We start from the raw sequence: 26,314 nt of genomic DNA on the forward strand, positions 1-26,314 counted from the left end.
TCAGGGCGAAAAACTATCCATGCGGTGTATTAAAGAGCGCGATGCAACGTCTGGAACAAGTGACGTTGTCACCGTGACTCAGCTTGCCCGGCGATGGTTTGTGCTAGCGGCGAGAGGTTAACGCCTCGCGCGACAAAACCGTTCAGCCATTCCGGGGCTTGCTCAAGCACCTGACGAGCGGAGGATTCGGTGTCAAATTCGGCAAAGACACAGGCTCCTGTGCCAGTCAGGCGCGACGGCGCGTATTCTAACAGCCAGGAAAGCGCCGCATCAACCTCACGAAAACGTTTTCTTGCGATAACCTCGCAATCGTTGCCGAATTCACAATTCAGTAACGTATTGATTGACCTGACGGGCGTGTTGCGCGGGAGTTCAGGATCGCCAAAGATAAGCGGCGTCGGAATGCTGACGCCCGGGTGGGCTACCAGGTACCATTTTTCCGGCGGATCGACCGGCGTGAGCAGCTCACCGACCCCTTCGGCAAACGCCGCATGGCCGCGCACAAACACCGGTACATCGGCACCAAGCGTTAAGCCCAGCTGCGCCAGTTCATCGACGCTCAGCCCGCACTGCCAGAGATGGTTAAGCGCCACCAGCACCGTCGCCGCATTCGACGAGCCGCCGCCAAGCCCGCCGCCCATCGGCAGACGCTTTTCAATGGCGATATCCGCGCCGCAGCCTGCGGCCAGCCGTTCGGTCGCGGCGGCGCGCTTCATCAGCAAACGCGCCGCGCGCACGATCAGGTTCTCCTCATCGGGCACGCCCTCGACCGGCGTCAGCAGGCAGATTTTGCCATCTTTGCGCGGTTCGATGGTCAACGTGTCGCCATAATCAAGAAACTGAAACAGCGTTTGCAGCGTGTGGTAACCATCCTCACGCTGGCCGGTGATGTATAAAAAGAGGTTAAGTTTTGCCGGAGCAGGCCAGGTCATCATTTAACGATCCAGTTATCCATCTTTAACTTGATGCGCTGCTTGCCGTCGCTCAGCTCCATATTGGAAGGCAGGGCTGGCTGGGTTTTGCTGTCATAGCCGCCATATACCACTTTCCAGCTCTTGCCGTCCTGGCTGTAGTTGACCTGGCTCAGGCGATACTGGTCGTCGAGTTTGTAATCGGTGGCGTCGCCCGGCAGGCCGAGGATCCACTGGCGCAGGCTGTTAAGCGGAATCGGCATGCCGGTCAGCTTGCCAATCATCTCTTCCGCGTCGTCGGCGGTGTAGTGCTTACCTTTATTATCCACCAGTTCAACATTGCCCGGCTGCGCCTTCAGCTCAAGCTCTGTGCTACCCAACGGGTTGGTAAGCAGTAAGCGGTAGCGATCCTGGCCGGTTTGCTGCCAGAAGAAGCGGGCATAGACTTTTTGCTCATCCGAGAGATAAGCAAACGCGCCGCGCGTCTGGTACTGGTGTAAATCGCGCACCTGCTGCTGATGCTGACGCCACTGCGGCGCATCGGGGCTTTTTCCCGGCCCTTTCGGCGCGGTCAGGGTACAGGCGGTGAGCACGAGGCTTGCCAGCGGTAGCAGGCGAATGAGGCGGAAATCCGACAGAATCATAACGATGACAAATCCTTGTAACAGTTTACAGACAGAAGCTTAATGCTAGCGCCGCACAGAAAGAGCGTCTACGTTCACGTTGTCTTAAATCATAAAAAGACCAATTACTCCGAAAGGATAGTCTCCCTTTTATTGACTGGGCTCATCCTGTATGATGCGTGCAGTCTAACCTTATCAACGTTGGTACTATTCCCGCGCCCATGACCCTTTTAGCACTCGGCATCAACCATAAAACAGCACCTGTTGCGTTGCGAGAACGTATTGCGTTTTCGCCGGAAACGCTTGATCAGGCGCTGGAAAGCCTGTTGGCGCAGCCGATGGTGCAGGGGGGCGTGGTGCTCTCAACCTGTAACCGCACCGAGCTCTATCTGAGCGTCGAAGAGCGGGAGAACTTACAGGAAGCGCTGGTGCGCTGGCTCTGCGATTATCACCATTTACGTGAAGATGAGGTTCGTCAGAGCCTCTACTGGCACGAAGATAACGACGCCGTCAGCCATTTAATGCGCGTGGCGAGCGGGCTCGATTCGCTGGTGCTCGGCGAGCCGCAGATCCTCGGCCAGGTGAAAAAAGCCTATGCCGACTCCCATCGCGGACACGGGAATGCCAGCGAGCTGGAGCGCATGTTCCAGAAATCCTTCTCTGTTGCCAAGCGCGTGCGCACGGAAACCGATATCGGTGCCAGCGCCGTGTCGGTCGCTTTTGCTGCCTGTACCCTGGCGCGTCAGATCTTTGAATCCCTGTCGACGGTTACCGTGCTGCTGGTCGGCGCGGGCGAGACCATTGAACTGGTGGCGCGCCATCTGCGCGAGCACAAAGTACAAAATATGATCATCGCCAACCGCACCCGCGAGCGCGCGGAGCTGCTGGCGACTGAGGTCGGGGCGGAAGTGATCGACCTGAGCGAAATCGATGAGCGCCTGAAAGATGCCGATATCGTCATCAGTTCGACCGCCAGCCCGCTGCCGATTATTGGCAAAGGGATGGTCGAGCGGGCGATGAAGGCGCGCCGCAATAAACCGATGCTGCTGGTGGATATCGCCGTTCCGCGCGACGTTGAGCCGGAAGTGGGTGAAATTGCCAACGCCTATCTCTACAGCGTCGACGATCTGCAAAGCATCATTCAGCACAACCTGGCGCAGCGCAAAGCCGCGGCGGTGCAGGCGGAAACTATCGTCGCCCAGGAGACCAGCGAGTTTATGGCCTGGCTGCGCGCGCAAAGCGCCAGCGAGACGATTCGCGACTACCGCAGCCAGTCAGAACAGGTTCGCGATGAGCTGACGGCAAAAGCGCTCGCTGCGCTGGAGCAGGGCGGCGATCCGCAGACCATTATGCAGGACCTGGCGTGGAAACTGACCAACCGTTTGATCCACGCCCCAACCAAATCTCTTCAGCAGGCCGCCCGTGACGGGGATGACGATCGCCTGCATATTCTGCGCAACAGCCTCGGGCTGGATTAGCACACCACACTCCTGATAATTACTAAAAGGTGCCTTTACGCCTATGAAGCCTTCTATCGTTGCCAAACTGGAAGCCCTGCATGAACGCCATGAAGAAGTTCAGGCGCTGCTGGGCGACGCGCAAACCATCGCCGATCAGGATCGCTTCCGCGCCCTGTCGCGCGAATATGCGCAGCTGAGCGACGTTTCCCGCTGTTTTACCGACTGGCGACAGACGCAGGACGATATCGAGACCGCGCAGATGATGCTCGAGGACCCCGAAATGCGCGAAATGGCGCAGGAGGAGTTACGCGACGCAAAAGAGAAAAGCGAGCAGCTTGAGCAGCATTTACAGGTGCTGCTGCTGCCGCAAGATCCCGATGATGAGCGCAACGCGTTTGTCGAAGTCCGCGCCGGGACCGGCGGGGATGAAGCCGCGCTGTTTGCCGGCGATCTGTTCCGCATGTACAGCCGTTATGCCGAGGCCCGCCGCTGGCGCGTTGAAATCATGAGCGCCAACGAAGGCGAGCATGGCGGCTATAAAGAGGTGATTGCCAAAATCAGCGGCGACGGCGTCTATGGCCGTCTGAAGTTTGAATCGGGCGGGCACCGCGTGCAGCGCGTTCCGGCCACCGAATCGCAGGGGCGCATTCACACTTCCGCCTGTACCGTTGCGGTGATGCCGGAGCTGCCGGAAGCGGAACTGCCGGATATCAACCCGGCGGATCTGCGGATCGACACCTTCCGCTCCTCCGGCGCGGGCGGCCAGCACGTTAACACCACCGACTCGGCGATCCGTATTACCCACTTGCCGACCGGCATTGTGGTGGAGTGCCAGGATGAGCGTTCGCAGCATAAAAACAAAGCCAAAGCGCTTTCGGTGCTCGGCGCGCGCATTCGCGCGGCTGAAGTGGCGAAACGCCAGCAGACGGAGGCCTCCACGCGCCGTAACCTGCTTGGCAGCGGCGATCGCAGCGACCGCAACCGCACCTATAACTTCCCGCAGGGTCGTGTCACCGACCACCGCATCAACCTGACGCTCTACCGTCTGGACGAGGTAATGGAAGGCAAGCTTGATGCACTGATCGAACCGATCGTGCAGGAGTACCAGGCCGACCAGCTGGCGGCGCTCTCCGAGCAGGATTGATGGAGTATCAACAGTGGTTGCGCGAGGCAGTCAGCCAGCTGCAGGCCAGTGAAAGCCCGCGGCGCGATGCCGAGATCCTGCTCGGCTTTGTCACCGGCAAAGCGCGCACCTTTATTCTCGCCTTCGGTGAAACGCCTCTTACGGGCGAGCAGCAGGAGCAGCTTGCCGCGTTACTGGCCCGGCGCGTGCGCGGCGAGCCGGTCGCGCATCTGATTGGTGAGCGCGAATTCTGGTCGCTGCCGTTGTTCGTCTCGCCCGCGACGCTGATCCCGCGCCCCGATACCGAGTGTCTGGTCGAGCAGGCGCTCGCCCGGCTTCCCGCCGCGCCGTGCCGCATCCTTGATTTGGGTACCGGCACCGGTGCGATTGCGTTGGCGCTGGCCTGCGAGCGGCCAGATTGCCAGGTCACCGCTGTCGATCTCATCCCTGACGCGGTCGCGCTGGCGCAGCGTAATGCCGATCATCTTGGCATCCGCAATATCGAGATTGTGCAGAGCCGCTGGTTTAGCGCCCTTGAGGGGCAGCAATTTTCGCTTATCGTCAGCAACCCCCCCTATATCGATGCGCAGGATCCCCATCTGGCGCAGGGCGATGTGCGCTTTGAACCGCTCAGCGCATTGGTGGCGGCGGATAATGGCCTTGCGGATCTGCACACGCTGATTAAAGAGGCACCGCGCTACTTACTGCCGCAGGGCTGGCTGTTGCTTGAGCATGGCTGGCAGCAAGGGGCGGCGGTGCGTGAGATTTTTGCCCGCTACGGCTGGCAGCAGGTAGAAACCTGCCGGGATTATGGTGATAACGAACGCCTGACGCTGGGACGGCGGCCGTAACGGGAGCAACAGGGAATGTGCCTCTTTAACATCCTGATTACGTTACATTTGACGTCGGTGGCGCTGACCATTAGCCTGTTCACCCTGCGTTACTGGTGGCGCTGGAGCAACAATCCCCGCTTTCAGGCGCGTTGGGTGCGGGTGTTACCGCATATTGTCGATAGCGTTTTGCTGCTCAGCGGCGTGGGGTTGATAGCTCTGACCGGCTATTTGCCTTTTACTGTTAAAGGCGCATGGCTGACTGAAAAGCTGTTTGGCGTTATCATCTATATCGTTTTGGGTTTTATTGCGCTCGGGCGACATCGTCCGCGCGGCCAGCAGGCAGGTTTTATCGCCTTTATGCTGGGGCTGGTGGTGCTGTACATCATCATTAAACTCGCCGCCACAAAAGTACCGATACTGGGGTAAGACATGAGGTCGTTAGCTGATTTCGAATTTAACAAAGCGCCATTATGCGACGGGATGATCCTTGTTTCCGAGCTGATACGCGATGATTTTCCTTCACAATACGTACAAGACGAACTGGAGCATCTGCTCGCGCTTGCCCGTGAAGAGATCAGTCAGGCAAAGCCTCAGGAGCATCAACTGGAGGAGCTCCTCGCGCTGTTTTACGGCGAATGGGGCTTCAAAGATACCCGCGGCGTCTACCGTCTCTCCGATGCGCTGTGGCTGGATAAAGTGTTGCAGAACCGCCAGGGCAGCGCCGTGTCGCTGGGGGCGATTCTGCTGTGGGTCGCCGGGCGGCTCAATATTCCGCTGACTCCGGTTATTTTCCCGACGCAGCTGATTCTGCGCGGTGAGTGGCTGGATGGCGAAATGTGGCTGATTAACCCGTTTAATGGCGACACGCTGGACGAACATACGCTCGAAGTTTGGCTGAAGGGCAATATCAGCCCGGTGGCCGAGCTGTTTAACGAAGACCTTGATGAGGCAGACAACGCTGAAGTGATCCGCAAACTGCTGGATACCCTGAAGTCGGCGTTGATGGAAGAGCAGCAGATGGAGCTGGCCCTGCGCGCCAGCGAAGCGTTACTGCAGTTCAATCCGGAAGATCCGTATGAGATCCGCGATCGCGGGCTGATTTATGCGCAGCTGGACTGCGACCACGTGGCGCTGCATGACTTAAGCTATTTTGTCGAGCAGTGCCCGGAGGATCCAATCAGCGAAATGATCCGCGCGCAGATCAACACGATTTCCCATAAACAGATTACCCTGCATTAAGCATTCACACTCGATAAGGCGATTTTATGAAACAAAAAGTGGTCAGCATTGGCGACATCAACGTGGCGAACGACCTGCCGTTCGTGCTGTTCGGCGGCATGAACGTGCTGGAATCCCGCGATTTAGCCATGCGCATTTGTGAGCACTACGTCACCGTGACCCAGAAGCTGGGCATCCCGTACGTGTTCAAAGCCTCTTTCGATAAAGCCAACCGCTCTTCCATCAAGTCCTACCGTGGGCCGGGTCTGGAAGAGGGGATGAAGATTTTCCAGGAGCTGAAGCAGACCTTCGGCGTCAAACTGATCACCGACGTTCACGAAGCAAGCCAGGCCCAGCCGGTCTCCGAAGTGGTGGATGTGATCCAGCTTCCGGCCTTCCTTGCCCGCCAGACCGATCTGGTGGAAGCGATGGCGAAAACCGGCGCGGTGATTAACGTCAAAAAACCGCAGTTCGTAAGCCCGGGCCAGATGGGCAATATCGTCGACAAATTTATCGAGGGTGGTAACGACAAAGTTATCCTCTGCGATCGCGGCGCGAACTTCGGTTACGACAACCTGGTGGTCGACATGCTCGGCTTCAGCGTGATGAAAAAAGTCTCCAACAACTCACCGGTGATCTTTGATGTCACCCACGCGCTGCAGTGCCGCGACCCGTTTGGCGCCGCGTCCGGCGGCCGTCGTGGTCAGGTCGCCGAGCTGGCGCGCGCGGGCATGGCAACCGGTCTTGCCGGTCTGTTTATTGAAGCGCATCCGGACCCGGATAACGCCAAGTGCGACGGCCCGTCGGCGCTGCCGCTGGCGAAGCTGGAGCCGTTCCTGCAGCAGATCAAAGCGATTGACGATCTGGTGAAGAACTTCGACGAGCTCAACACCGAAGCGTAAAAGAAAAACCCCGCGAAAGCGGGGTTTTTTGTATCCGAATAACTCAGGCGAAGATGGTCATCAGGTAGGCGGCAAACAGCGCCAGATGCGCCGCGCCGTTAAGCACATTGGTGCGCCCGGTCGAGAAGGAGATCTGGCACAGCATCAGTGATGCCACCATCACAATCATCTCCGGCGCATCGAGGCCGAACACCAGATCGTTGCCAGTGAACCAGGCAATCAGCGTGACCACCGGTACGGTCAGCGAAATAGTCGCCAGCACCGAACCGAAGAAGAGATTCATCGCGCGCTGCACCTGGTTGTTCAGCACTGCTTTTAACGCCCCCAGCCCTTCCGGCGAGAGGATCAGCAGCGCAACGAGGAAGCCGGTAAAGGCCACCGGAGCGTTCACTTCCGTCAGCAGCGCTTCCAGCGGCTGCGCGTTCATCTTGGTCACCGCAATCACCGCAATTAGATGCACAATCAGCCACGCGGTGTGCCAGAAATTGCCGTGCGCCGACGGCTTACCGTGGTGCGGATCGTCGCCGTCATCTTCATGCTCATAGACAAACAGGCTCTGATGGGTTTTGGTCTGGATCAGCAGAAACACGCCATACATCGCCGCCGAGATAAGCGCCACCAGCAGCGCCTGGCCGGTGGTGAAGTTCGCTTCCGGCAGCGCCATCGGGAAGACCAGCACGATAATCGCCAGCGGAAAGAGGGCGATCAGATACTGCTTGATGCCAAACAGATTGACGTACTGCGTGGCAAATTTACGCCCGCCCAGCAGCAGCGAGAAACCCACCAGCCCGCCGGTAACAATCATAATGATGGAGTAGAGTGTATCGCGCATCAGCGTCGGCGCGGCATCGCCGGTTGCCATCAGCGCCGAGATGAGGCTCACTTCGAGGATAACGACGGAGAGGCTCAGAATTAACGAGCCGAAAGGTTCGCCCAGACGATGGGCAAGAACGTCAGCGTGGCGCACCACGCTAAAGGCACTGGCTAAAATCCCGACCAGCGCCAGCACATTGATTCCGACTATCGCCGGCAGTGACTGCGAGCTTCCCCAGAAGAGCAGCACGGCCAGCGCCAGCACCGGGAAAATGAGCGTGGTCTCCTTGTGGCGGGTTTTAACCGCCTCGTGGGTTGTTGTCATTATGATTCTCCTCAGAGGGCAGTGTTGTTGAAGTATAGATAAAGAACGCAAGGTGATTAAAATAGCAAAAAAGTCGCATTTACGTGGTCATTTTTACCTATTTTTACGGCAGTAAATTTTTTTCTGTTGTAAAGCCGAGAAAATTGCTCTTTTCTGGAAATAATTAAATATAAACATAGCGATAGTTAAATTAAAAAGTCATTTATCTTCCATGCCTGGCGCTGAGGCGGGTTGTCGACCAGACTTAACCTTTTAGCCCAACAAGGAGCAGAAAAGTGCCATATAAAGCAAAATCCGAACTGCCCGACAGCGTGCAACACGTTCTTCCAGCCCATGCGCAGGAGATCTATAAAGAGGCATTTAACAGCGCCTGGGATCAATACAAAGATAAAGATGACCGCCGCGGCGATGCCAGCCGGGAAGAGACGGCGCACCGCGTCGCCTGGGCGGCGGTCAAAAATGAGTATGAGAAGGGGGATGACGACAAGTGGCATAAGAAGAAATAGCGCGTAGCAGCGCCACCTCCGCCATTTATAGCTTTATTCGATGGATTGATGCTGTTGCATGCGGCGCGTGAATTGCATATCGTCATATGGCGCTGCGTTGAAACGACGGCGTATGTCGGGAAGGCAGCAGTAAAGCAGTCGCAAGGACGCAGGCAGTGGCGGAGGTAAAAGATGTTAACGCGTGATTTCTTGCGAACGGCCGATTGCAAAACGGCGTTTGGCGACATAGAAGAGTCGTTGTTGTGGTCGGCTGAGCAGCGGGCGTCCTCGCTGGCGGCGACGCTGGCCTGTCGGCCGGATGATGGCCCGGTGTGGATTTTTGGCTACGGTTCGCTGATGTGGAACCCGGCGATGGAGTTCGATGAATCCTGCCCGGGTACGCTGGTCGGCTGGCATCGCGCCTTCTGTTTGCGCCTGACTGCCGGGCGCGGTACCGCGTGTCAGCCAGGGCGCATGCTTGCACTGAAAGAGGGCGGGCGCACCACCGGCGTGGCTTACCGGTTGTCGGAAGAGAGCCTGCACGACGACCTGACGCTGCTGTGGAAACGGGAGATGATCACCGGCTGCTATCTGCCGAGCTGGTACAAACTTTCGCTCGACGATGGCCGCGTGGTTAATGCGCTGGTGTTTATTATGGATCCGCGCCACCCGCTCTATGAGTCAGATACCCGCGCGCAAACCATCGCGCCGCTGATCGCTGCCGCCAGCGGACCGCTTGGCACCAATGCCCAGTACCTCTTCTCCCTTGAGCAGGAGCTGATTAAGCTCGGCATGCACGATGACTGCCTGAATGAACTGGTGGGAAGAGTGCGTATGCTGCTGGAGGGGGACAAACCAGGCCCGGAAATGGTGCCTGGTTTTGCCTGCTAAGAATGGTGTTTACGCCGCAACGTAGCTGATCGAGTGCTCCAGCGACTGGCTGTGGCTATCGATCAGTACGCTCCAGATGCCGCTGTATGGCACCGAAAGATAGGCGCTGGCGCGGTTCTGGACACTCAGAATATCCGCCTGCGCATTCGGCCTGCGGCTCTTCTCACACATCAGATGGATATGGCAATTTTCAGAACAGCGAACCACTACCGTATCCCCGCCAAACAGTTTCAAACTTGCTTTTACTACCGCCATTTTTTTAACCCCGTCATTTGAATAACGCCATCCCTGCGTGATGTTGTTCACAAAACACTCCGTGCATCACACCAAACGACCGTTAGCCAGATGCTGATTTTGATCAACAAATGACGTAAGGATTAAACAAAAATAACAATCTGCGGTGAGAGGGGAGATCCGGCGCGAAAAACCGTGGTCTTCACGCGCCGGTAAAAGATTAAATGCGGAAATGTCCGGCAGTGTCGGCAAGTTCACCCGCTTGGGCGCGCAGCGCCCCGGCAGCGGCGGTTGATTCGACGACCAGCTCGGCGTTCTGCTGCACCATACGGTCAAGATTTATCACCGCATGATTGATCTCCTGAATACCTTTCATCTGCTCGCTGGTGGCGACGGTGATTTCGCGCATGATCACCGATACGCTGTCGATGCTGGTGACGATATCGGTCATGCTGTCGCCCGCCAGCCGCACATAGCGCGAGCCGGTGGCAACGCTGTCGGTGGTGGAGTCAATCAGCGTTTTAATCTCCTTTGCCGCCTGCGCGCTGCGGCTGGCGAGATTGCGTACTTCCCCCGCGACCACCGCAAAGCCACGACCCTGTTCACCGGCGCGCGCCGCTTCTACCGAGGCGTTAAGCGCGAGGATATTGGTCTGGAAGGCGATGGCATCAATAACGCTGGTAATATCGCCAATTTTTGCCGAGGCGACTTCAATGGACTGCATGGTGTTAATGGCCTGCGTCACCACCTGACCGCCGCGCGAAGCGGCTTCTGATGCGACATGCGCCTGGGTATTCGCCTGCGCTGCGGCATCGGTGGATTGCGCGACCGACGCGGTGATCTGCTCTACGGCGCTGGCGGTTTCACGCAGGCTGGAGGCCGCCTGCTCCGTGCGCCCGGAGAGATCCTGGTTCCCGGCGGCAATCTCCTGCGCCGCCAGCTGCACCGAGTGGGTGGAGTCGCGCAGCTTCACCATCACCACCGCCAGCTTGTCGCTGAAGGCGTTAAAGGCGTGGGCGATTTGCGCCACCTCATCGTTACCGCTCTCCGGCAGGCGCTGGGAGAGGTCGTTGGTGCCGCTGCTGATGGCGTTCATCGCATCGCGGATCACCACCAGGCGTTTAAGCAGCGCTGCGACCATCCACTGCATCAATGCCCCGGCAATAATCACCAGCACAATCAGCGACACGGCGGAGGCTTTTAACTGCGCGCGCAGACCGGCGGTGGCGTCATCCCCATCGAGGGCGACCACCAGCAGCCAGTCGGTTCCTTTCACCCGGCTGGCTAACAGCGACTTCTCATTCCCGGCATACTCGCCAGAGACGGTTTTCCCGCTGCTCAGCTCGGCAAAGGAGACGCCATGAATGGCGTCAGAGAAGGGTTTCATCGTCAGCTTTTCGTCGGCGGCGGCAATCACTGCGCCATCGCTGGCAAGCAGCATACCGCTGCTGTGCGGCGTCGGGCTGATGCCGCGCACGTTAGCCACCACGCTGGTCATCGTAACATCCCCGGCGACCACGCCCTTCAGCGTGCCGTCCTCTTTTACCGGCACGGCAAAGGTAACCACCAGTTGACCGGTACTGGCATCAACATAGGGAGCGGTGACGACCGGCGCATCGGCTTTCACCGCCTGCTGATACCACGGGCGAATGGTCGGATCGTAATCCGCCGGGACGCCGCCGGGATCGGAGAACTTGGCGGTTTTGCTGGCGTAGCCAACGTAGACGTTGATAAACCCGCCGGCGCGGGCAATTTGGGCAAATACCGGTACTGGATCGTCCGTTAACGCCACGCTTTGCAGGGAGGCGATCATTGCGGTTTTGCTGGCGACCCAGTCGGCAATGGCAATGCCATGGCTGTCGCGGGTGCTGGAGAGAATATCCTGTTGGGTTTGCTGGTTGTGCTGGCGTGTAACCTGGTAGTTGATGATGGTGTTAAGCAGCAAGGCGACAGTAAGACAACCTGCCGTCGCCGCCATAATCCGGGCCTTGATCGATGTGAACATTTTTATTGTACCTGCTGTGTTTGTCTTAAGTGGCTATCGGCAACACAGCAGGCAAACTTGATGACGCAAAGCCATCCATAAGAAAATTGTATTAAACTCGCCGTTCCATTAGAAAGTTAATACTTTGTCTGCCGCCAGCGTCCACTGCGCCAGCTCGACAAGAGTACCGATCTCCACGCCTTCGACCAGCGGCAGGGCGCTGACGCCGCGTCCGTCGGCGCAGGTCTTGCACAGCTTCACCGGCACGCCCTGGGCGGTAAGGATCTCCAGCATCTGCTGAATGTTATAGCCCTCAGCGGGCTTCTGGCCGCGCAGCCCGGCGGTCACCGCATCGGACATTAAAAACAGCTTCAGCGCGACAGGCTCCTCCTGTTCGCGCAGCGCAATTGCCAGCCGCAGGCTGTTAAACAGCGATTCACTTCCGTAGGCCGCACCATTGGCGATGATCACAACGTTTTGCATTGTCACTCCTTCGATTAACCGTAGCGAAAAGGGCTATGCTACTGCGCCGCGCGGGCGGCGCAAAGGTAAAATCACTGCCCGAAGCGGCCAATCAGCCCGGCTGCGGCAAGGGTGTTGCCCTTAAGCTTGCTGAAAAGTTCCTCGCGGGTCAGCCCCTCCTGTAAGGTCGGTGGCAGCGAGGTGGCAATAAGGGTGAAAGTGTAGTGATGCGCGCCGCTGCCCGGCGGTGGGCAGGGGCCATGCCAGCGGAAATTGCCCGGCGTGTTTTTCCCGCCGGTAAAGCCTTTGCCATCGCGCAGCGCGTTTTGCGCAAAGCCGGCGCTGGAGGGCGAGATGTTATAGGCCACAAGATGCGTCACGCCCAGCCCGCGTGCGCCCTCCGGGTCGTGCACGATCAGCGCAAAACTCTGCGTGTTGGTCGGGGCGTTACTCCACACCAGCGCTGGCGAGAGGTTTTCGCCGGTGCAGTTGGGGTTGTTGCTGGCGTTACCGGCGAATTTTTTCTCCATCATCGCGTTATCGGCAAAGGCCGGGGATTGCAGCGTGAAGAGGGGAGTGGCGCTGGCCTGCGCGCCGCAGAGCAGCATCCAGCCGCAGAGCAGAGTTATTTTTGTTTTCATGACGCGTCTCTCGTGACAAGGATGCATTAACTGTAGCCGTAGCGAGGCGCGTCGATTAGGGATTTTCCTGATATATCGCCAGCGGCTGTAATCGCCCGCTAAAACCGCTAGACTAAGTGACTTACTTCACAAATTTAGCCCAGGAACCCCGTTAACGTCGTGATGCGCTGCTCCTTTACCTCTCCACTTCTCTCCCTTCTTGCCTTTTTAGTGGCGGGAGGCGATGCCCATGCGCTGCAGAGCAAATATGTGCAGCAGGCGGAAAACCCGTTCGATAACAACGGCGACGGCCTGCCGGATCTCAGCATGGCACCGGAGACGGATGCGCAGGAGAAACACTTTGCCGAAGTGGCGAAAGCGTTTGGTGAAGCGAGCATGACCGACAGCGATCTCAGCGCCGGTCAGCAGGCGCGCCAGTTCGCCTTTGGGCAGCTGCGCGATGTGGTGAGCGGGGAGGTCAATCATCAGGTGGAGTCCTGGCTTTCGCCGTGGGGCAATGCCACCGTCGATCTGAAAGTGGATAACGAAGGGCAGTTCAACGGTAGCCACGGCGACTGGTTTGTACCGTTACAGGACAATAACCGCTATCTGAGCTGGAGCCAGCTGGGCCTTACGCAGCAGGATAGCGGGCTAACCGGGAACGTAGGTCTCGGGCAGCGCTGGGTGGCAGGCGACTGGCTGCTCGGTTACAACACCTTTTACGACACCCAACTGGAAGAGAATACCGGCCGCGCCGGGTTTGGTGCGGAAGCGTGGGGCGAATACCTGCGTCTTTCGGCCAACTACTACCAGCCGGTGAGCCACTGGCGCTATGACACGGCGACGCAGCAGCAGCGCATGGCGCGCGGCTATGATGTCACCGCACAGGCGCGGCTGCCGTTCTACCAGTACGTCAACACCAGCGTCAGCGTTGAGCAGTACTTTGGCGACAATGTTGATCTGTTTGACAGCGGCACTGGCTATCACAACCCGGTCGCCGTCAAACTGGGGGTCAATTACACCCCGGTGCCGCTGGTGACCATCACCGCTGAGCATCGACAGGGGGAGAGCGGGGTAAGCCAGAACGATCTGGGATTAAAACTCAACTACCGCTTTGGCGTGCCGCTGCATAAGCAACTCTCTCCCTCTGAAGTTGCCGTTAGCCGCTCCCTGCGCGGTAGCCGCTACGATAGCCCGACGCGCAACAATCTGCCGGTGTTTGAGTATCGCCAGCGTAAAACCCTCTCCGTCTTTCTGGCGACGCCGCCCTGGGATCTACAGCCGGGGGAAACGGTGGCGCTTAAGCTGCAAATCCACAGCACGCACGGTATTCGCAGCCTGACCTGGCAGGGTGATACCCAGGCGCTGAGCCTGACGCCGCCGGTGAATGCGCGCAGCGGCGATGGCTGGACGTTGATTATGCCGCGCTGGGACAGCAGCGAAGGGGCGAGCAACAGCTGGACGCTGTCGGTGCTGGTGGAGGATGAGAAGGGGCAGAAAGTGGAGTCCAACACCATTGTGCTGAAACTGACCGAGCCGGTGATCCCACCGGCAACGGAAGGCGGTACGGACTGGTCGCTGCCAGCCGCGCCGTGATCAGAAAACCCGCTCCTGGTGTACCCAGACAGCCGCTTCGACGCGGGATTTCAGCTTCATCTTTTTCAGCATATGTTTGACGTGCACTTTCACCGTGCTCTCGGTGATATCCAGGCGGCGGGCAATCATCTTGTTCGGCAGCCCCTGGGCGATCAGTTTCAGAATGTCGCGCTCGCGCGGTGTTAGCTGGGAGATATCGCGATCGGTGGTCGCGCGGTTAGCGCGCAGGCTGGCCGCCAGCACCGGGGTCAGCGCTTCGCTCAGCACCATTTCCCCAGCCGCCGCCTGCTGCAACGCCTTCAGCAAATCTTCCGGCTCCATATCTTTCAGCAGGTAGCCATCGGCGCCGCGCTTCAGAGCGGTGACCACATCCTCTTCATGATTGGAGACGCTGAACACCACAATCCGCCCGGAAAGGGTTTTCTCCCGCAGCTTGTCGAGGGTTTCCAGCCCGTTCATGCCCGGCATATTGAGATCGAGCAGGATCAGATCCGGGTCCAGCGACTCCGCCAGTTCAATGCCTTGCTCGCCATTGCTGGCCTCGCCAACGACGCTGATGTCATGGGCCATGCTAATTAACTGCTTCACACCGGTACGCAGCATCGGATGGTCGTCGATCAGCAGGATAGTTGCCGGATCCTGATTACTCATGGTTATCTCCTTGCATGGATGAGAGAAACGTTTCGGGTATAAACGTCACGACAACGTCAGTCCCCCCGGAGGCTCCGGGACGCACCTGGCAGTCGCCGCGCAGGCTTTGCGCGCGGTCACGCATAATAATTAATCCGTAGTGGTTGGTCCGTTCCGCATTGTCCGGGATCCCGCACCCGTTATCGCTGATGCGTAATACCACCCGGTTTTCCTGTTGCTGCACAGCGACGCTGACCGCGGTAGCGCCGGAGTGTTTTAGTGCATTGCTCAGCGCCTCGCGGGCGATCTGCAACAGATGAATGGCCTGATGCGCCGGGACAACGCGCGGTGGAAGCTGGTAATCAAGCCGCACGTCGAAGCCAAAATGGGCGCTGTACTCCTGACAGCTGGACTCCAGCGCCGGGCGCAAACCCGGCTCGGTGAGCTGTAAGCGGAAAGTGGTCAGCAGCTCGCGCAGCTGCGCCCATGAGGTATTGAGCTCGTTGCGGATCTGGCTCAGCAACTGGCGGCTGCTCTCGGGGATTTCGTCGCCCTGCATCTGTAAACAGCTGACCTGCATCTTCATACAGGAGAGGGACTGGGCGATGGAGTCATGCAGTTCGCGGGCAATGGTCGCGCGCTCCTCCATCACCATTAATTGCTGCTGGCGATCCTGATGGCGATCGAGCGCCAGCGTGGCGGTAAGCTGTTCAACCAGGGTATCAACCAGCTGCTGCTGGTCATGGCTTAAATGGCGGCCCGGCGGCAGCTTCGCCAGCAGCAGGCCGTACTGCATATGGGCATCCGCCAGCCGCCATTTGAGCGTTGAGCCAATGCCGGTTGATTCAATCAGCTTACCGTCGCGCGGGCAGAGGTGGCAGCCTTTGATATCGCAGCTGGCCGTTGACTGGCAGGTAAACTCCTGGTGATTCTCTTCATCTTCCAGGTCGTAAACACGCAGTTCAATATCGTGCAGCAGGGTCAGATTCTGTAAGCCGTTGAGCACCGGCGAGAGGCGCTCGCACATCGGAATGCGTGAGTGCAGGCGGTGGTTGGCCTGCCATAAGAAGGAGAGGATTTCGTTTTTCTGCTCAAGCCCGGCGGTTTTCTCCTGTACGCGCCGCTCGAGCACCGCGTAGCTTTCGCCCAACTCCGCAGACATATTGTTCAGCGCCTCGCCAAGCGTCGCCATTTCGTTGCCACCGCTAATATGGGCGCGCTGAGTAAAATCACGCTGGCTGACGGCGCGCGCCATATGCAGCAGCTGCTGCCACGGACGCAGCAGACGTGCCCGCAGCCACACCAGCGCAATCAGGATCAGCAAGCCCATCAGGATCGCCATCACCCGGTGCAGCACGACAACTTCGGCGATGCGGTGCTCGGTATTGCTGTCAAAAGCGGAGACCAGTTTATCGATGCGCCCAACGAAGACGGCGATGATCTCCGCGACCTGCGCCGGCTGCCGGGCATCTTTGATCGCCGGGATCACCACGTTGTGCCAGTAGGTTTGCAAATCAGCAAGCTGTGCCTGCTGGCCATCGCGTTTCGCCGCCAGCGCCAGTTCCGGGCTGAAAGCGGTGTGCTCCATCTCATCCAACAGATATTGCTCATCTTCCTGCAGCGGGATGGCCGACATCAGCCGGTAGCTCTGCATACGCAGCGAGCCCGCTTTGTTGATGGCGTGCGCGCTGCCCTGAACGCCCTGCACCAGCCAGCCGGAGACCGCCATACCGGTCACGCCAATCAGCGTGGATAACAGCATCAGTACGGCCAGTTGACTGACCAGCGACATCGGTGAAAAGAGGCGTTTAAGCATGGGGAAATGAGACTCCTTGGCCGCGAAAGGTGCGGGTGGCGTTATTGTCAGCTATCGCCTGGAGTATACCCATACCCACAAAGAGTTACTCCTTTATTGCCAGCGGGGTGACATTCGGAGGGGCAAACGACCCGGCAGCGGTCAGCGCTGTGAAAAACCACACCTTTTTTGAAGGTAAATGCTACTCATAAATGAGCATGATGTTTTTTTGCGCTTTATAACGCCAGCTTTTCCTTTGATTTATATCAACTTAACGCGCGCCACAGAAATTAATGTGGCAGGCATCAAACTGCACATCAGAGGTGTCTATGCATCAAACATCCGTTCCGGATTCGCGTTCGTCATCACGGGTTATTACCGAGTGGCGTCCCGAAGATCCGGCTTTCTGGCAGCAGCAGGGGCAGCAGATTGCCAGCCGCAATCTGTGGATCTCCGTGCCCTGCCTGCTTTTAGCGTTCTGCGTCTGGATGCTGTTTAGCGCAGTGGCGGTGAATCTCCCCAAAGTGGGCTTTCAGTTCACCACAGACCAGCTCTTTATGCTGACGGCGCTGCCATCGGTCTCCGGCGCGCTGCTGCGCGTACCGTACTCCTTTATGGTACCGGTCTTTGGCGGTCGTCGCTGGACGGCATTCAGCACCGGCATTCTGATTATTCCCTGCGTCTGGCTCGGTTTTGCGGTGCAGGATACCTCCACGCCATTCAGCACATTTATCATTATCTCCCTGCTGTGCGGTTTTGCCGGGGCGAACTTTGCCTCCAGCATGGCGAACATCAGCTTCTTCTTCCCGAAAGAGAAGCAGGGCGGGGCGCTTGGCATCAATGGCGGCTTCGGCAACCTTGGCGTCAGCGTGATGCAGCTAATTGCGCCGCTGGCGGTCTCGTTCTCCATCTTTGCTGCCTTTGGCGGCGGTGGCGTAACCCAGCCTGATGGCACCATGCTCTACCTGCAAAACGCAGCGTGGATCTGGGTACCGTTCCTGGCGGTGTTTACCCTCGCGGCATGGTTCGGCATGAACGAACTGGCGACCTCAAAAGCCTCCCTCAGCGCGCAATTGCCGGTGCTTAAGCGCTCGCATTTGTGGATCATGAGCTTCCTCTACCTGGCGACCTTCGGCTCGTTTATCGGCTTCTCCGCCGGCTTTGCGATGCTGTCAAAAACCCAGTTCCCGGAGGTGCAGATCCTGCACTTTGCCTTCTTCGGGCCGCTGGTTGGCGCGCTGGCACGTTCCGCAGGCGGCGCGATTTCCGACCGTCTTGGCGGCACGCGCGTGACGCTGGTTAACTTTGTAGTGATGGCGATCTTCAGCGCCTTGTTGTTCCTGACGCTGCCGTCGAACGGCGAGGGCGGCAACTTCACTGCCTTCTTCTGCGTCTTCCTGGTGCTGTTCCTCACTGCCGGGCTGGGCAGCGGCTCCACCTTCCAGATGATCTCCGTTATCTTCCGTAAGATGACCATGGAGCGGGTGAAAAAAGCGGGCGGTAGCGAGAGCGACGCAATGCGTGAAGCGGCGACAGAAACGGCGGCCGCGTTGGGCTTTATCTCGGCGATTGGCGCGATTGGTGGCTTCTTTATCCCGAAAGCGTTTGGTACCTCGCTGGCGCTGACCGGCTCACCGGCGGGTGCGATGAAAGTGTTCCTTGTGTTCTATATCGCCTGTGTGGTGATCACCTGGGCGATATACGGGCGTAAAAAACAATAATAAATGTAGTGTGTTGATTATCATTGCGCGGCTTCGGTCGCGCATTTTTTTGCCCTCTACATAGTTACAACATACTAATAGGCATACTGCGCCTGCATCGGCCAGCACTGTGACCGCTATCGCATCGCAGCGGCGTCTACCCCTTAATACCTGGATACCGGGATAAATCTGAATAATTCAGTAACTAAATATAATATATTTATGTGAATCAGTTAGTTACGTGAAAATCATCGATAACTCTTTGGGAGTACTCCGTTGTCAGCGCATAAATGGCGCGCTATGGCGGCTTGATCATCATCAATTCTCGTTGTCTTTGCGGGGGTTACCTTCGCGGCAAATGCAGCAATGTCGATTTAGCCAGAGAGCCGTACAGGCTCCAACAGGAGAACCCCCGATGAGTAAATTCCTGGACCGGTTTCGCTACTTTAAACAGAAAGGCGAAACCTTTGCCGATGGGCACGGCCAGCTCGTAAACACCAACCGGGACTGGGAGGATGGATACCGCAGCCGCTGGCAGCACGACAAAATCGTGCGCTCTACCCATGGCGTAAACTGCACCGGCTCGTGCAGCTGGCAGATTTTCGTCAAGAATGGCCTGGTCACCTGGGAAACCCAGCAAACGGACTACCCGCGTACCCGCCCTGATATGCCGAACCACGAACCACGCGGCTGCCCGCGCGGGGCGAGCTACTCCTGGTATCTTTACAGCGCCAACCGCCTGAAATACCCCCTGATGCGTAAGCGCCTGATCAAACTCTGGCGTGAAGCGAAAGCACAGCACAGCGATCCGGTGAATGCCTGGGCTTCTATCATTGAAGACGCTGATAAAGCGAAGAGCTTTAAGCAGGCGCGTGGCCGCGGTGGCTTTGTGCGCTCCTCCTGGCAGGAGGTGAATGAACTGATTGCCGCCTCTAACGTCTACACCGTGAAAACCTACGGCCCGGACCGCGTAGCAGGCTTCTCGCCGATCCCGGCGATGTCGATGGTCTCTTACGCCTCCGGCGCACGCTATCTGTCGCTGATTGGCGGCACCTGCCTGAGCTTCTACGACTGGTACTGCGACTTGCCACCTGCCTCACCGCAGACCTGGGGCGAGCAGACCGACGTGCCGGAATCGGCCGACTGGTACAACTCCAGCTACATCCTCGCCTGGGGCTCTAACGTGCCACAGACCCGTACCCCGGATGCGCACTTCTTTACCGAAGTTCGCTACAAAGGGACCAAAACCGTCGCCATCACTCCGGACTACGCGGAAATCGCTAAGCTGTGCGATTTGTGGCTGGCGCCGAAGCAGGGCACCGATGCGGCAATGGCTCTGGCGATGGGTCACGTGATGCTGCGTGAATTCCACCTCGATAAGCCGAGCCAGTACTTTACCGATTATGTCCGTCGCTACACCGACATGCCGATGCTGGTGATGCTGGAAGAGCGTGATGGCTACTACGCCGCGGGCCGCATGCTGCGCGCCGCCGATCTGGTGGATGCACTGGGCCAGCAGAACAACCCGGAGTGGAAAACCGTCGCGCTGGATAGCGAAGGGAATATGATCGCGCCGAACGGCTCGATTGGTTTCCGCTGGGGCGAAAAAGGGAAGTGGAACCTTGAGCAGCGTGATGGCGGCAACGGCGCGGACGTTGAGCTGACCCTCAGCCTGCTGGGCAAACACGATGACGTTGCACAGGTTGGCTTCCCCTATTTTGGCGGTGACAACACCGAGCACTTCCTGGGTGTCACGCTGGATAACATCCTGCTGCATAAACTGCCGGTCAAACGCCTGCAACTGGCGGATGGCAGCAGCGCGCTGGTAACCACCGTGTATGACCTGAACATGGCCAACTACGGTCTGGATCGCGGCCTGGGTGATGAAAACTGCGCCAGCCGTTATGACGAAATCAAAGCCTATACGCCGGCCTGGGCAGAGAAAGTGACCGGTGTACCGCAGGCGCAGATTATCCGCGTTGCCCGCGAGTTCGCCGAGAACGCCGATAAAACCCACGGTCGTTCGATGATCATCGTCGGTGCCGGGATGAACCACTGGTATCACCTCGATATGAACTATCGTGGGCTGATTAACATGCTGGTCTTCTGCGGCTGCGTTGGTCAGAGCGGCGGCGGCTGGGCGCACTATGTCGGCCAGGAAAAACTGCGTCCGCAGACCGGCTGGCAGCCGCTGGCCTTTGCCCTCGACTGGCAGCGTCCGGCGCGCCATATGAACAGCACCTCCTACTTCTATAACCACTCCAGCCAGTGGCGTTATGAAACGGTGACGGCGCAAGAGTTCCTCTCGCCGATGGCGGACAAATCCCGCTACAGCGGCCATCTGATTGATTTTAACGTCCGCGCCGAGCGTATGGGCTGGCTGCCTTCTGCGCCGCAACTGGGTACGAACCCACTGCGTATTGCTGCCGAAGCGGAAAAAGCGGGCATGTCAGCGGTGGATTACACCGTTAAGTCTCTGAAAGAGGGTTCGCTGCGCTTTGCCGCCGAGCAGCCGGAAAACGGTAAAAACCATCCGCGCAACCTCTTTATCTGGCGCTCCAACCTGCTGGGCTCCTCCGGGAAAGGGCATGAGTACATGCTCAAATATCTGCTCGGCACCGAGCACGGTATTCAGGGCCAGGATCTGGGCAAACAGGGCGGCGTAAAACCGGAAGAGGTGGAGTGGCAGGATAATGGCCTCGACGGAAAACTCGACCTGGTGGTGACGCTCGACTTCCGTCTCTCCAGCACCTGTCTCTACTCTGACATCGTGCTGCCGACCGCGACCTGGTATGAGAAAGACGACATGAATACCTCGGATATGCATCCGTTTATTCATCCGCTCTCTGCCGCCGTCGACCCGGTGTGGGAATCGAAAAGCGATTGGGAAATCTATAAAGGCATCGCCAAATCTTTCTCTGCGCTCTGCGTGGGCCATTTAGGCAAAGAGACCGATGTGGTAACGCTGCCGATCCAGCATGACTCCGCCGCCGAACTGGCGCAGCCGCTGGGCGTGAAGGACTGGAAAAAAGGCGAGTGCGATCTTATTCCGGGTAAAACTGCACCGCACATTATTCCGGTGGAGCGCGATTACCCGGCAACCTACGAGCGCTTTACCTCTATCGGCCCGTTGATGGAGAAAATCGGTAACGGCGGCAAAGGTATCGCGTGGAATACCCAGAGCGAAATGGATCTGCTGCGCAAGCTTAACTACGTGAAAGCAGATGGTCCGGCGAAAGGCCAGCCGATGCTTAATAGCGCCATCGACGCGGCAGAGATGATCCTCACCCTCGCACCGGAAACCAACGGCAACGTGGCGGTGAAAGCCTGGGCGGCGCTGAGTGAATTTACCGGTCGCGACCATACCCATCTGGCGCTGAATAAAGAGGATGAGAAGATCCGCTTCCGCGATATTCAGGCGCAGCCGCGCAAAATCATCTCCAGCCCGACCTGGTCTGGCCTGGAAGATGAGCATGTCTCTTACAACGCCGGTTATACCAACGTTCATGAGCTGATTCCGTGGCGTACGCTCTCTGGTCGTCAGCAGCTCTATCAGGATCACCAGTGGATGCGCGACTTTGGCGAAAGCCTGCTGGTCTACCGTCCGCCAATCAACACCCGTTCGGTAAAAGAGATGCTGGGCGTGAAAGGCAACGGTTACCCGGAAAAAGCGCTCAACTTCCTGACGCCTCACCAGAAGTGGGGGATCCACTCCACTTATAGCGACAACTTGCTGATGCTGACGCTCGGTCGCGGCGGCCCGATTGTCTGGCTGAGTGAAACCGACGCCAAAGAGATGGGCATTGCCGATAATGACTGGATCGAAGTCTTTAACAGCAACGGCGCACTCACCGCCCGTGCGGTGGTCAGCCAGCGCGTACCGTCCGGTATGACGATGATGTACCACGCCCAGGAGCGCATTGTGAACCTGCCAGGCTCGGAGATCACCGGCCAGCGCGGCGGCATTCACAACTCGGTCACGCGTATTACGCCGAAACCGACGCACATGATTGGCGGTTACGCGCAGCTGGCGTACGGCTTTAATTATTACGGCACGGTCGGGTCCAACCGCGATGAATTTGTGGTGGTACGTAAGATGAAAAACATTAACTGGTTGGATGGCGAAGGCAATGACCAGGTACAGGAGAGCGCAAAATGAAAATTCGTTCACAAGTCGGCATGGTGCTGAATCTCGATAAGTGCATCGGCTGTCATACCTGTTCAGTCACCTGTAAAAACGTCTGGACCAGCCGCGAAGGGATGGAGTACGCGTGGTTTAACAACGTCGAAACCAAACCGGGCACCGGTTTCCCGACCGACTGGGAAAACCAGGAGAAGTGGAAGGGTGGCTGGATCCGTAAAATTAACGGCAAGCTGCAGCCGCGCATGGGTGGCCGCGCGATGCTGCTGGGGAAAATCTTCGCTAACCCGCATCTGCCGGGCATCGATGACTACTACGAGCCGTTTGATTTTGACTATCAGAACCTGCATAACGCGCCGGAAAGCAAGCATCAGCCGATTGCGCGTCCGCGCTCGCTGATCACCGGCCAGCGGATGAACAAAATCAGTGCCGGCCCGAACTGGGAAGACGATCTCGGCGGCGAGTTTGAGAAGCTGAGCCGCGATCAGAACTTCGAAAATATGCAGAAGGCGATGTACGGCCAGTTCGAAAACACCTTCATGATGTATCTGCCGCGCCTGTGCGAGCACTGCCTGAACCCGGCCTGCGTCGCCACCTGCCCGAGCGGTGCCATCTATAAACGTGAAGAAGATGGCATTGTGCTGATCGATCAGGATAAATGCCGCGGCTGGCGCATGTGCGTTACCGGCTGCCCGTACAAAAAAATCTACTTCAACTGGAAGAGCGGCAAATCTGAGAAGTGCATCTTCTGCTATCCGCGTATCGAAGCGGGCATGCCGACGGTCTGCTCTGAAACCTGCGTAGGGCGTATTCGTTACCTCGGCGTACTGCTGTATGACGCGGATGCGATTGAGAACGCGGCCAGCACCGAAAATGAGAAAGACCTCTATCAGCGTCAGCTGGATGTCTTCCTCGATCCGCACGATCCGGCGGTGATCGCTCAGGCACTGGAAGATGGCGTACCGCAGAGCGTAATCGACGCGGCGCAGAAATCGCCGGTCTACAAAATGGCGATGGACTGGAAGCTGGCGCTGCCGCTGCACCCAGAATACCGCACGCTGCCGATGGTCTGGTATGTGCCGCCTCTGTCACCGATTCAGTCCGCTGCCGATGCGGGTGAACTGGGCAGCAACGGCATTCTGCCGGACGTCGAGAGCCTGCGTATTCCGGTGCAGTACCTGGCGAACCTGCTGACCGCCGGTGATACCCAGCCGGTGCTGCTGGCGCTGAAACGTATGCTGGCGATGCGTCACTTCAAACGGGCTGAAACCGTCGACGGCGTGATTGATACCCGTGCGCTGGAAGAGGTGGGTCTGACGGAAGCGCAGGCGCAGGAGATGTACCGCTATCTCGCCATCGCCAACTATGAAGACCGTTTTGTGGTGCCGTCCAGCCATCGTGAACTGGCGCGTGAAGCCTTCCCGGAGAAGAGCGGGTGTGGCTTTAGCTTCGGTGATGGGTGTCATGGTTCGGATAACAAATTCAACCTGTTCAACAGCCGCCGCATCGATGCGGTGAATGTGACAGTGAAAACGGAGCCGCACGCATGATTGAACTGCTGGTTATCTCCCGCCTGCTTGAGTACCCGGATGCTGCCCTGTGGCAGCATCAGCAGGAGCTGTTTGATGCGCTGGCCTCCGGCGACAATTTGTCGAAAGCGGATGCCCAGCAGGTAGGCATTTTTTTACGTGACCTGACTTTGCAGGATCTGCTCGATGCCCAGGCTACCTACAGCGAGCTGTTCGATCGTGGTCGCGCCACCTCGCTGCTGCTGTTCGAACATGTGCACGGTGAATCGCGCGATCGTGGCCAGGCGATGGTGGACCTGCTGGCGCAGTATGAGCGCCACGGGCTGCAGCTCGACAGTCGCGAGCTGCCGGACCATCTGCCGCTCTATCTGGAGTATCTGGCGCAGTTACCAGCCGCTGAAGCGATTGGCGGTTTACAGGATATCGCGCCGATCCTGGCGCTGTTACAGGCGCGCTTACAGCAGCGTGAAAGCCACTACGCCTCGCTGTTTGATGCGCTGTTGACGCTGACGAAAACCGCGGTGGATAACGCGCAGGTGGCGGAAAAAATTGCCGGCGAAGCGCGTGACGATACGCCGCAGGCGCTGGACGCGGTGTGGGAAGAGGAGCAGGTGAAGTTCTTTGCTGAACAGGGCTGTGGCGATTCTGACATTACTGCGCACCAGCGTCGTTTTGCCGGTGCCGTCGCGCCGCAATATCTGAATATCTCAACAGGAGGAGAGCGCTAATGCACTTCCTTAATATGTTCTTCTTTGACATCTATCCCTATATGGCGGGCGCAATCTTCCTGATTGGCAGCTGGCTGCGGTATGACTATGGGCAGTACAGCTGGCGCGCGGGCTCGAGCCAGATGCTCGACCGTAAAGGGATGAACATTGCGTCAAACCTGTTCCATTTAGGCATCCTCGGGATTTTCGCCGGTCACTTTCTTGGCATGCTGACGCCGCACTGGATGTACGAATCCTTCCTGCCGATTGAAGTGAAGCAGAAGATGGCGATGATCGGCGGCGGTGCCAGCGGCGTGCTGTGCCTGGTCGGCGGTCTGATGCTGCTCAAACGCCGTCTCTTTAACCCGCGTATTCGTGCCACCTCGACGGCGGCAGATATTCTGATCATGACCCTGCTGATGGTGCAGTGTACGCTCGGTTTGCTTACCATTCCGTTCTCCGCGCAGCATATGGACGGCAGTGAAATGATGAAGCTGGTGGCCTGGGCGCAGTCTGTGGTGACCTTCCATACCGGCGCCTCAGCGCATCTCGATGGCGTTGCTTTTATTTACCGCGTGCATCTGGTGCTCGGCATGACGTTGTTTGTGCTCTTCCCGTTCTCACGCCTGGTGCATATCTGGAGCGCGCCAGTGGAGTATTTAACGCGTAAATACCAGATTGTCCGCGCCCGCCGCTGATAACGCTGGATTGACGATGATAAACCCTGCTGCGGCAGGGTTTTTTGTTTTCGGCGCGGTGCGGTTTGCGTGCCGGATGGCGGCTGCGCCTTATCCGGCCTACGGGTTGGCACGATGCAGAACCGGGCATGTTGCACGATTCAACATTGGGCGCTGGTTTTGTAGGCCTGATAAGCGAAGCGCCATCGGGCAATAGAGCGGTTGCAGAACTGGTAAATATAAAAGAAGGGTAGCGGAATAAGCAGGGGGGAAGGATTACTCGTCGCTGCGCGCCTCGCCCTTCGGGTCGTTGCCTGCGGCAACGCTCTCTCGCGATGCTCGAGTCGAACCCTGGTCGAAGCTTCTCATCCTTCCCCGAATGGAGAATATGGAGGAGTAGAGAGTGTATTGAGTGGGGAGTTATTTAAGAGATGGTGGTGGGGGAAGGATTACTCGTCGCTGCGCTCCTCGCCCTTCGGGTCGTTGCCTGCGGCAACGCTCTCTCGCGATACTCGAGTCGAACCTTAGTCGAAGCTTCTCATCCTTCCCCGAATGGAGAATATGAGTGAACAGAACGCGTATAAAAGTGGGGAGTATCAGAGAGATGGTGGTGGGGGAAGGATTCGAACCTTCGAAGTCTGTGACGGCAGATTTA

At 58.0% G+C, this 26,314-nt stretch carries 23 protein-coding genes and 2 other RNA genes; 14 read left to right on the forward strand and 11 right to left on the reverse strand.

Annotated features, from left to right (window positions below; genetic code table 11):
* Positions 1-68: 68 nt before the first annotated feature.
* The gene (ispE, locus tag IAE50_RS16725) at positions 69-935 is read right to left on the reverse strand and encodes a 4-(cytidine 5'-diphospho)-2-C-methyl-D-erythritol kinase (protein ID WP_200580761.1); all 867 of its coding nucleotides are present in this window, start codon (positions 933-935) and stop codon (positions 69-71) included.
* Positions 932-1,555, reverse strand: a complete 624-nt coding sequence (gene lolB, locus IAE50_RS16730; RefSeq protein ID WP_023478783.1) for a lipoprotein insertase outer membrane protein LolB — start codon at positions 1,553-1,555, stop codon at positions 932-934. Before lolB ends, ispE begins: the two co-directional genes overlap by 4 nt.
* A gap of 200 nt (positions 1,556-1,755) precedes the next feature.
* Between lolB and hemA the strand changes: the two genes are divergently transcribed.
* Genes hemA through kdsA form a run of 6 tightly spaced genes read left to right on the forward strand, consistent with a single transcriptional unit; the run spans position 1,756 to position 7,070 of the window.
* A complete protein-coding gene (gene hemA, locus IAE50_RS16735) occupies positions 1,756-3,012 on the forward strand; it encodes a glutamyl-tRNA reductase (protein WP_200580762.1) in 1,257 nt (418 codons plus the stop codon).
* A gap of 43 nt (positions 3,013-3,055) precedes the next feature.
* Positions 3,056-4,138: a peptide chain release factor 1 gene (gene prfA, locus IAE50_RS16740; RefSeq protein ID WP_076769944.1), complete on the forward strand. Its 1,083-nt coding sequence runs from the start codon at positions 3,056-3,058 to the stop codon at positions 4,136-4,138.
* Positions 4,138-4,968: a peptide chain release factor N(5)-glutamine methyltransferase gene (prmC, locus tag IAE50_RS16745; protein WP_200580763.1), complete on the forward strand. Its 831-nt coding sequence runs from the start codon at positions 4,138-4,140 to the stop codon at positions 4,966-4,968. Before prfA ends, prmC begins: the two co-directional genes overlap by 1 nt.
* A 15-nt stretch (positions 4,969-4,983) precedes the next feature.
* Positions 4,984-5,376, forward strand: a complete 393-nt coding sequence (gene sirB2, locus IAE50_RS16750; protein WP_023478628.1) for an invasion regulator SirB2 — start codon at positions 4,984-4,986, stop codon at positions 5,374-5,376.
* A 3-nt stretch (positions 5,377-5,379) separates the two neighbouring features.
* Positions 5,380-6,189: an invasion regulator SirB1 gene (sirB1, locus tag IAE50_RS16755; RefSeq protein ID WP_023478892.1), complete on the forward strand. Its 810-nt coding sequence runs from the start codon at positions 5,380-5,382 to the stop codon at positions 6,187-6,189.
* Between the two features lie 26 nt (positions 6,190-6,215).
* Positions 6,216-7,070 carry a 3-deoxy-8-phosphooctulonate synthase gene (gene kdsA, locus IAE50_RS16760; protein WP_076769943.1) on the forward strand — a complete coding sequence of 285 codons (855 nt, stop codon included), beginning with the start codon at positions 6,216-6,218 and terminating at the stop codon, positions 7,068-7,070.
* A 43-nt stretch (positions 7,071-7,113) separates the two neighbouring features.
* Here the strand turns inward: kdsA and chaA are convergent, their stop codons facing one another.
* Entirely contained in the window at positions 7,114-8,208 is a 1,095-nt protein-coding gene (gene chaA, locus IAE50_RS16765) for a sodium-potassium/proton antiporter ChaA (RefSeq protein ID WP_054803465.1), read from the reverse strand.
* A 275-nt stretch (positions 8,209-8,483) separates the two neighbouring features.
* Here chaA and chaB point away from each other — a divergent pair, with 275 nt between their 5' ends.
* Positions 8,484-8,714: a putative cation transport regulator ChaB gene (chaB, locus tag IAE50_RS16770; RefSeq protein ID WP_023478915.1), complete on the forward strand. Its 231-nt coding sequence runs from the start codon at positions 8,484-8,486 to the stop codon at positions 8,712-8,714.
* Between the two features lie 171 nt (positions 8,715-8,885).
* Complete coding sequence (locus IAE50_RS16775) at positions 8,886-9,584, forward strand: gamma-glutamylcyclotransferase (protein WP_200135304.1); 699 nt, start codon at positions 8,886-8,888, stop codon at positions 9,582-9,584.
* Positions 9,585-9,593: 9 nt separating this feature from the next.
* Here the strand turns inward: IAE50_RS16775 and IAE50_RS16780 are convergent, their stop codons facing one another.
* The 4 genes from IAE50_RS16780 to IAE50_RS16795 all read right to left on the reverse strand — a co-directional run bounded on the left by IAE50_RS16780 (position 9,594) and on the right by IAE50_RS16795 (position 12,872).
* Complete coding sequence (locus IAE50_RS16780; protein ID WP_023478761.1) at positions 9,594-9,839, reverse strand: DUF1883 domain-containing protein; 246 nt, start codon at positions 9,837-9,839, stop codon at positions 9,594-9,596.
* Between the two features lie 199 nt (positions 9,840-10,038).
* Entirely contained in the window at positions 10,039-11,823 is a 1,785-nt protein-coding gene (locus IAE50_RS16785) for a methyl-accepting chemotaxis protein (RefSeq protein ID WP_200580764.1), read from the reverse strand.
* Positions 11,824-11,931: 108 nt separating this feature from the next.
* Entirely contained in the window at positions 11,932-12,285 is a 354-nt protein-coding gene (locus tag IAE50_RS16790) for a DsrE/DsrF/TusD sulfur relay family protein (protein WP_128482854.1), read from the reverse strand.
* Positions 12,286-12,356: 71 nt separating this feature from the next.
* Positions 12,357-12,872, reverse strand: a complete 516-nt coding sequence (locus IAE50_RS16795) for a YbhB/YbcL family Raf kinase inhibitor-like protein (protein ID WP_232045494.1) — start codon at positions 12,870-12,872, stop codon at positions 12,357-12,359.
* A 195-nt stretch (positions 12,873-13,067) separates the two neighbouring features.
* On the opposite strand from IAE50_RS16795, the gene IAE50_RS16800 reads away from it, so the two are divergent.
* Positions 13,068-14,480: a YchO/YchP family invasin gene (locus IAE50_RS16800; RefSeq protein WP_200580770.1), complete on the forward strand. Its 1,413-nt coding sequence runs from the start codon at positions 13,068-13,070 to the stop codon at positions 14,478-14,480.
* On the opposite strand, the gene narL is transcribed toward IAE50_RS16800, so the two are convergent.
* On the reverse strand, positions 14,481-15,131 hold the full coding sequence (gene narL, locus IAE50_RS16805) for a two-component system response regulator NarL (RefSeq protein ID WP_200135307.1): 651 nt from the start codon (positions 15,129-15,131) through the stop codon (positions 14,481-14,483).
* Positions 15,124-16,926: a nitrate/nitrite two-component system sensor histidine kinase NarX gene (gene narX / locus IAE50_RS16810; RefSeq protein WP_200135308.1), complete on the reverse strand. Its 1,803-nt coding sequence runs from the start codon at positions 16,924-16,926 to the stop codon at positions 15,124-15,126. The genes narL and narX overlap by 8 nt, the downstream gene beginning before the upstream one ends.
* A 308-nt stretch (positions 16,927-17,234) precedes the next feature.
* On the opposite strand from narX, the gene IAE50_RS16815 reads away from it, so the two are divergent.
* The 5 genes from IAE50_RS16815 to narI all read left to right on the forward strand — a co-directional run bounded on the left by IAE50_RS16815 (position 17,235) and on the right by narI (position 25,680).
* Positions 17,235-18,626: a NarK family nitrate/nitrite MFS transporter gene (locus IAE50_RS16815; RefSeq protein ID WP_200580766.1), complete on the forward strand. Its 1,392-nt coding sequence runs from the start codon at positions 17,235-17,237 to the stop codon at positions 18,624-18,626.
* Between the two features lie 394 nt (positions 18,627-19,020).
* Positions 19,021-22,764, forward strand: coding sequence for a nitrate reductase subunit alpha (locus IAE50_RS16820; RefSeq protein ID WP_200580767.1), 3,744 nt, complete (start codon positions 19,021-19,023; stop codon positions 22,762-22,764).
* Positions 22,761-24,296: a nitrate reductase subunit beta gene (gene narH / locus IAE50_RS16825; RefSeq protein ID WP_054803460.1), complete on the forward strand. Its 1,536-nt coding sequence runs from the start codon at positions 22,761-22,763 to the stop codon at positions 24,294-24,296. The genes IAE50_RS16820 and narH overlap by 4 nt, the downstream gene beginning before the upstream one ends.
* Entirely contained in the window at positions 24,293-25,003 is a 711-nt protein-coding gene (narJ, locus tag IAE50_RS16830) for a nitrate reductase molybdenum cofactor assembly chaperone (protein WP_200135311.1), read from the forward strand. The genes narH and narJ overlap by 4 nt, the downstream gene beginning before the upstream one ends.
* Complete coding sequence (gene narI, locus IAE50_RS16835; protein ID WP_094419766.1) at positions 25,003-25,680, forward strand: respiratory nitrate reductase subunit gamma; 678 nt, start codon at positions 25,003-25,005, stop codon at positions 25,678-25,680. Before narJ ends, narI begins: the two co-directional genes overlap by 1 nt.
* Before the next feature lie 238 nt (positions 25,681-25,918).
* On the opposite strand, the gene IAE50_RS16840 is transcribed toward narI, so the two are convergent.
* Together IAE50_RS16840 and IAE50_RS16845 are read right to left on the reverse strand one after the other, a co-directional pair.
* Positions 25,919-26,049, reverse strand: a non-coding RNA gene (locus tag IAE50_RS16840) — RtT sRNA.
* Between the two features lie 42 nt (positions 26,050-26,091).
* Positions 26,092-26,222, reverse strand: a non-coding RNA gene (locus IAE50_RS16845) — RtT sRNA.
* Positions 26,223-26,314 lie beyond the last annotated feature (92 nt).

This window comes from Kosakonia sp. S42 (genome assembly GCF_016624785.1).
In the GTDB taxonomy this organism is placed as follows: Bacteria; Pseudomonadota; Gammaproteobacteria; order Enterobacterales; family Enterobacteriaceae; genus Kosakonia; species Kosakonia cowanii.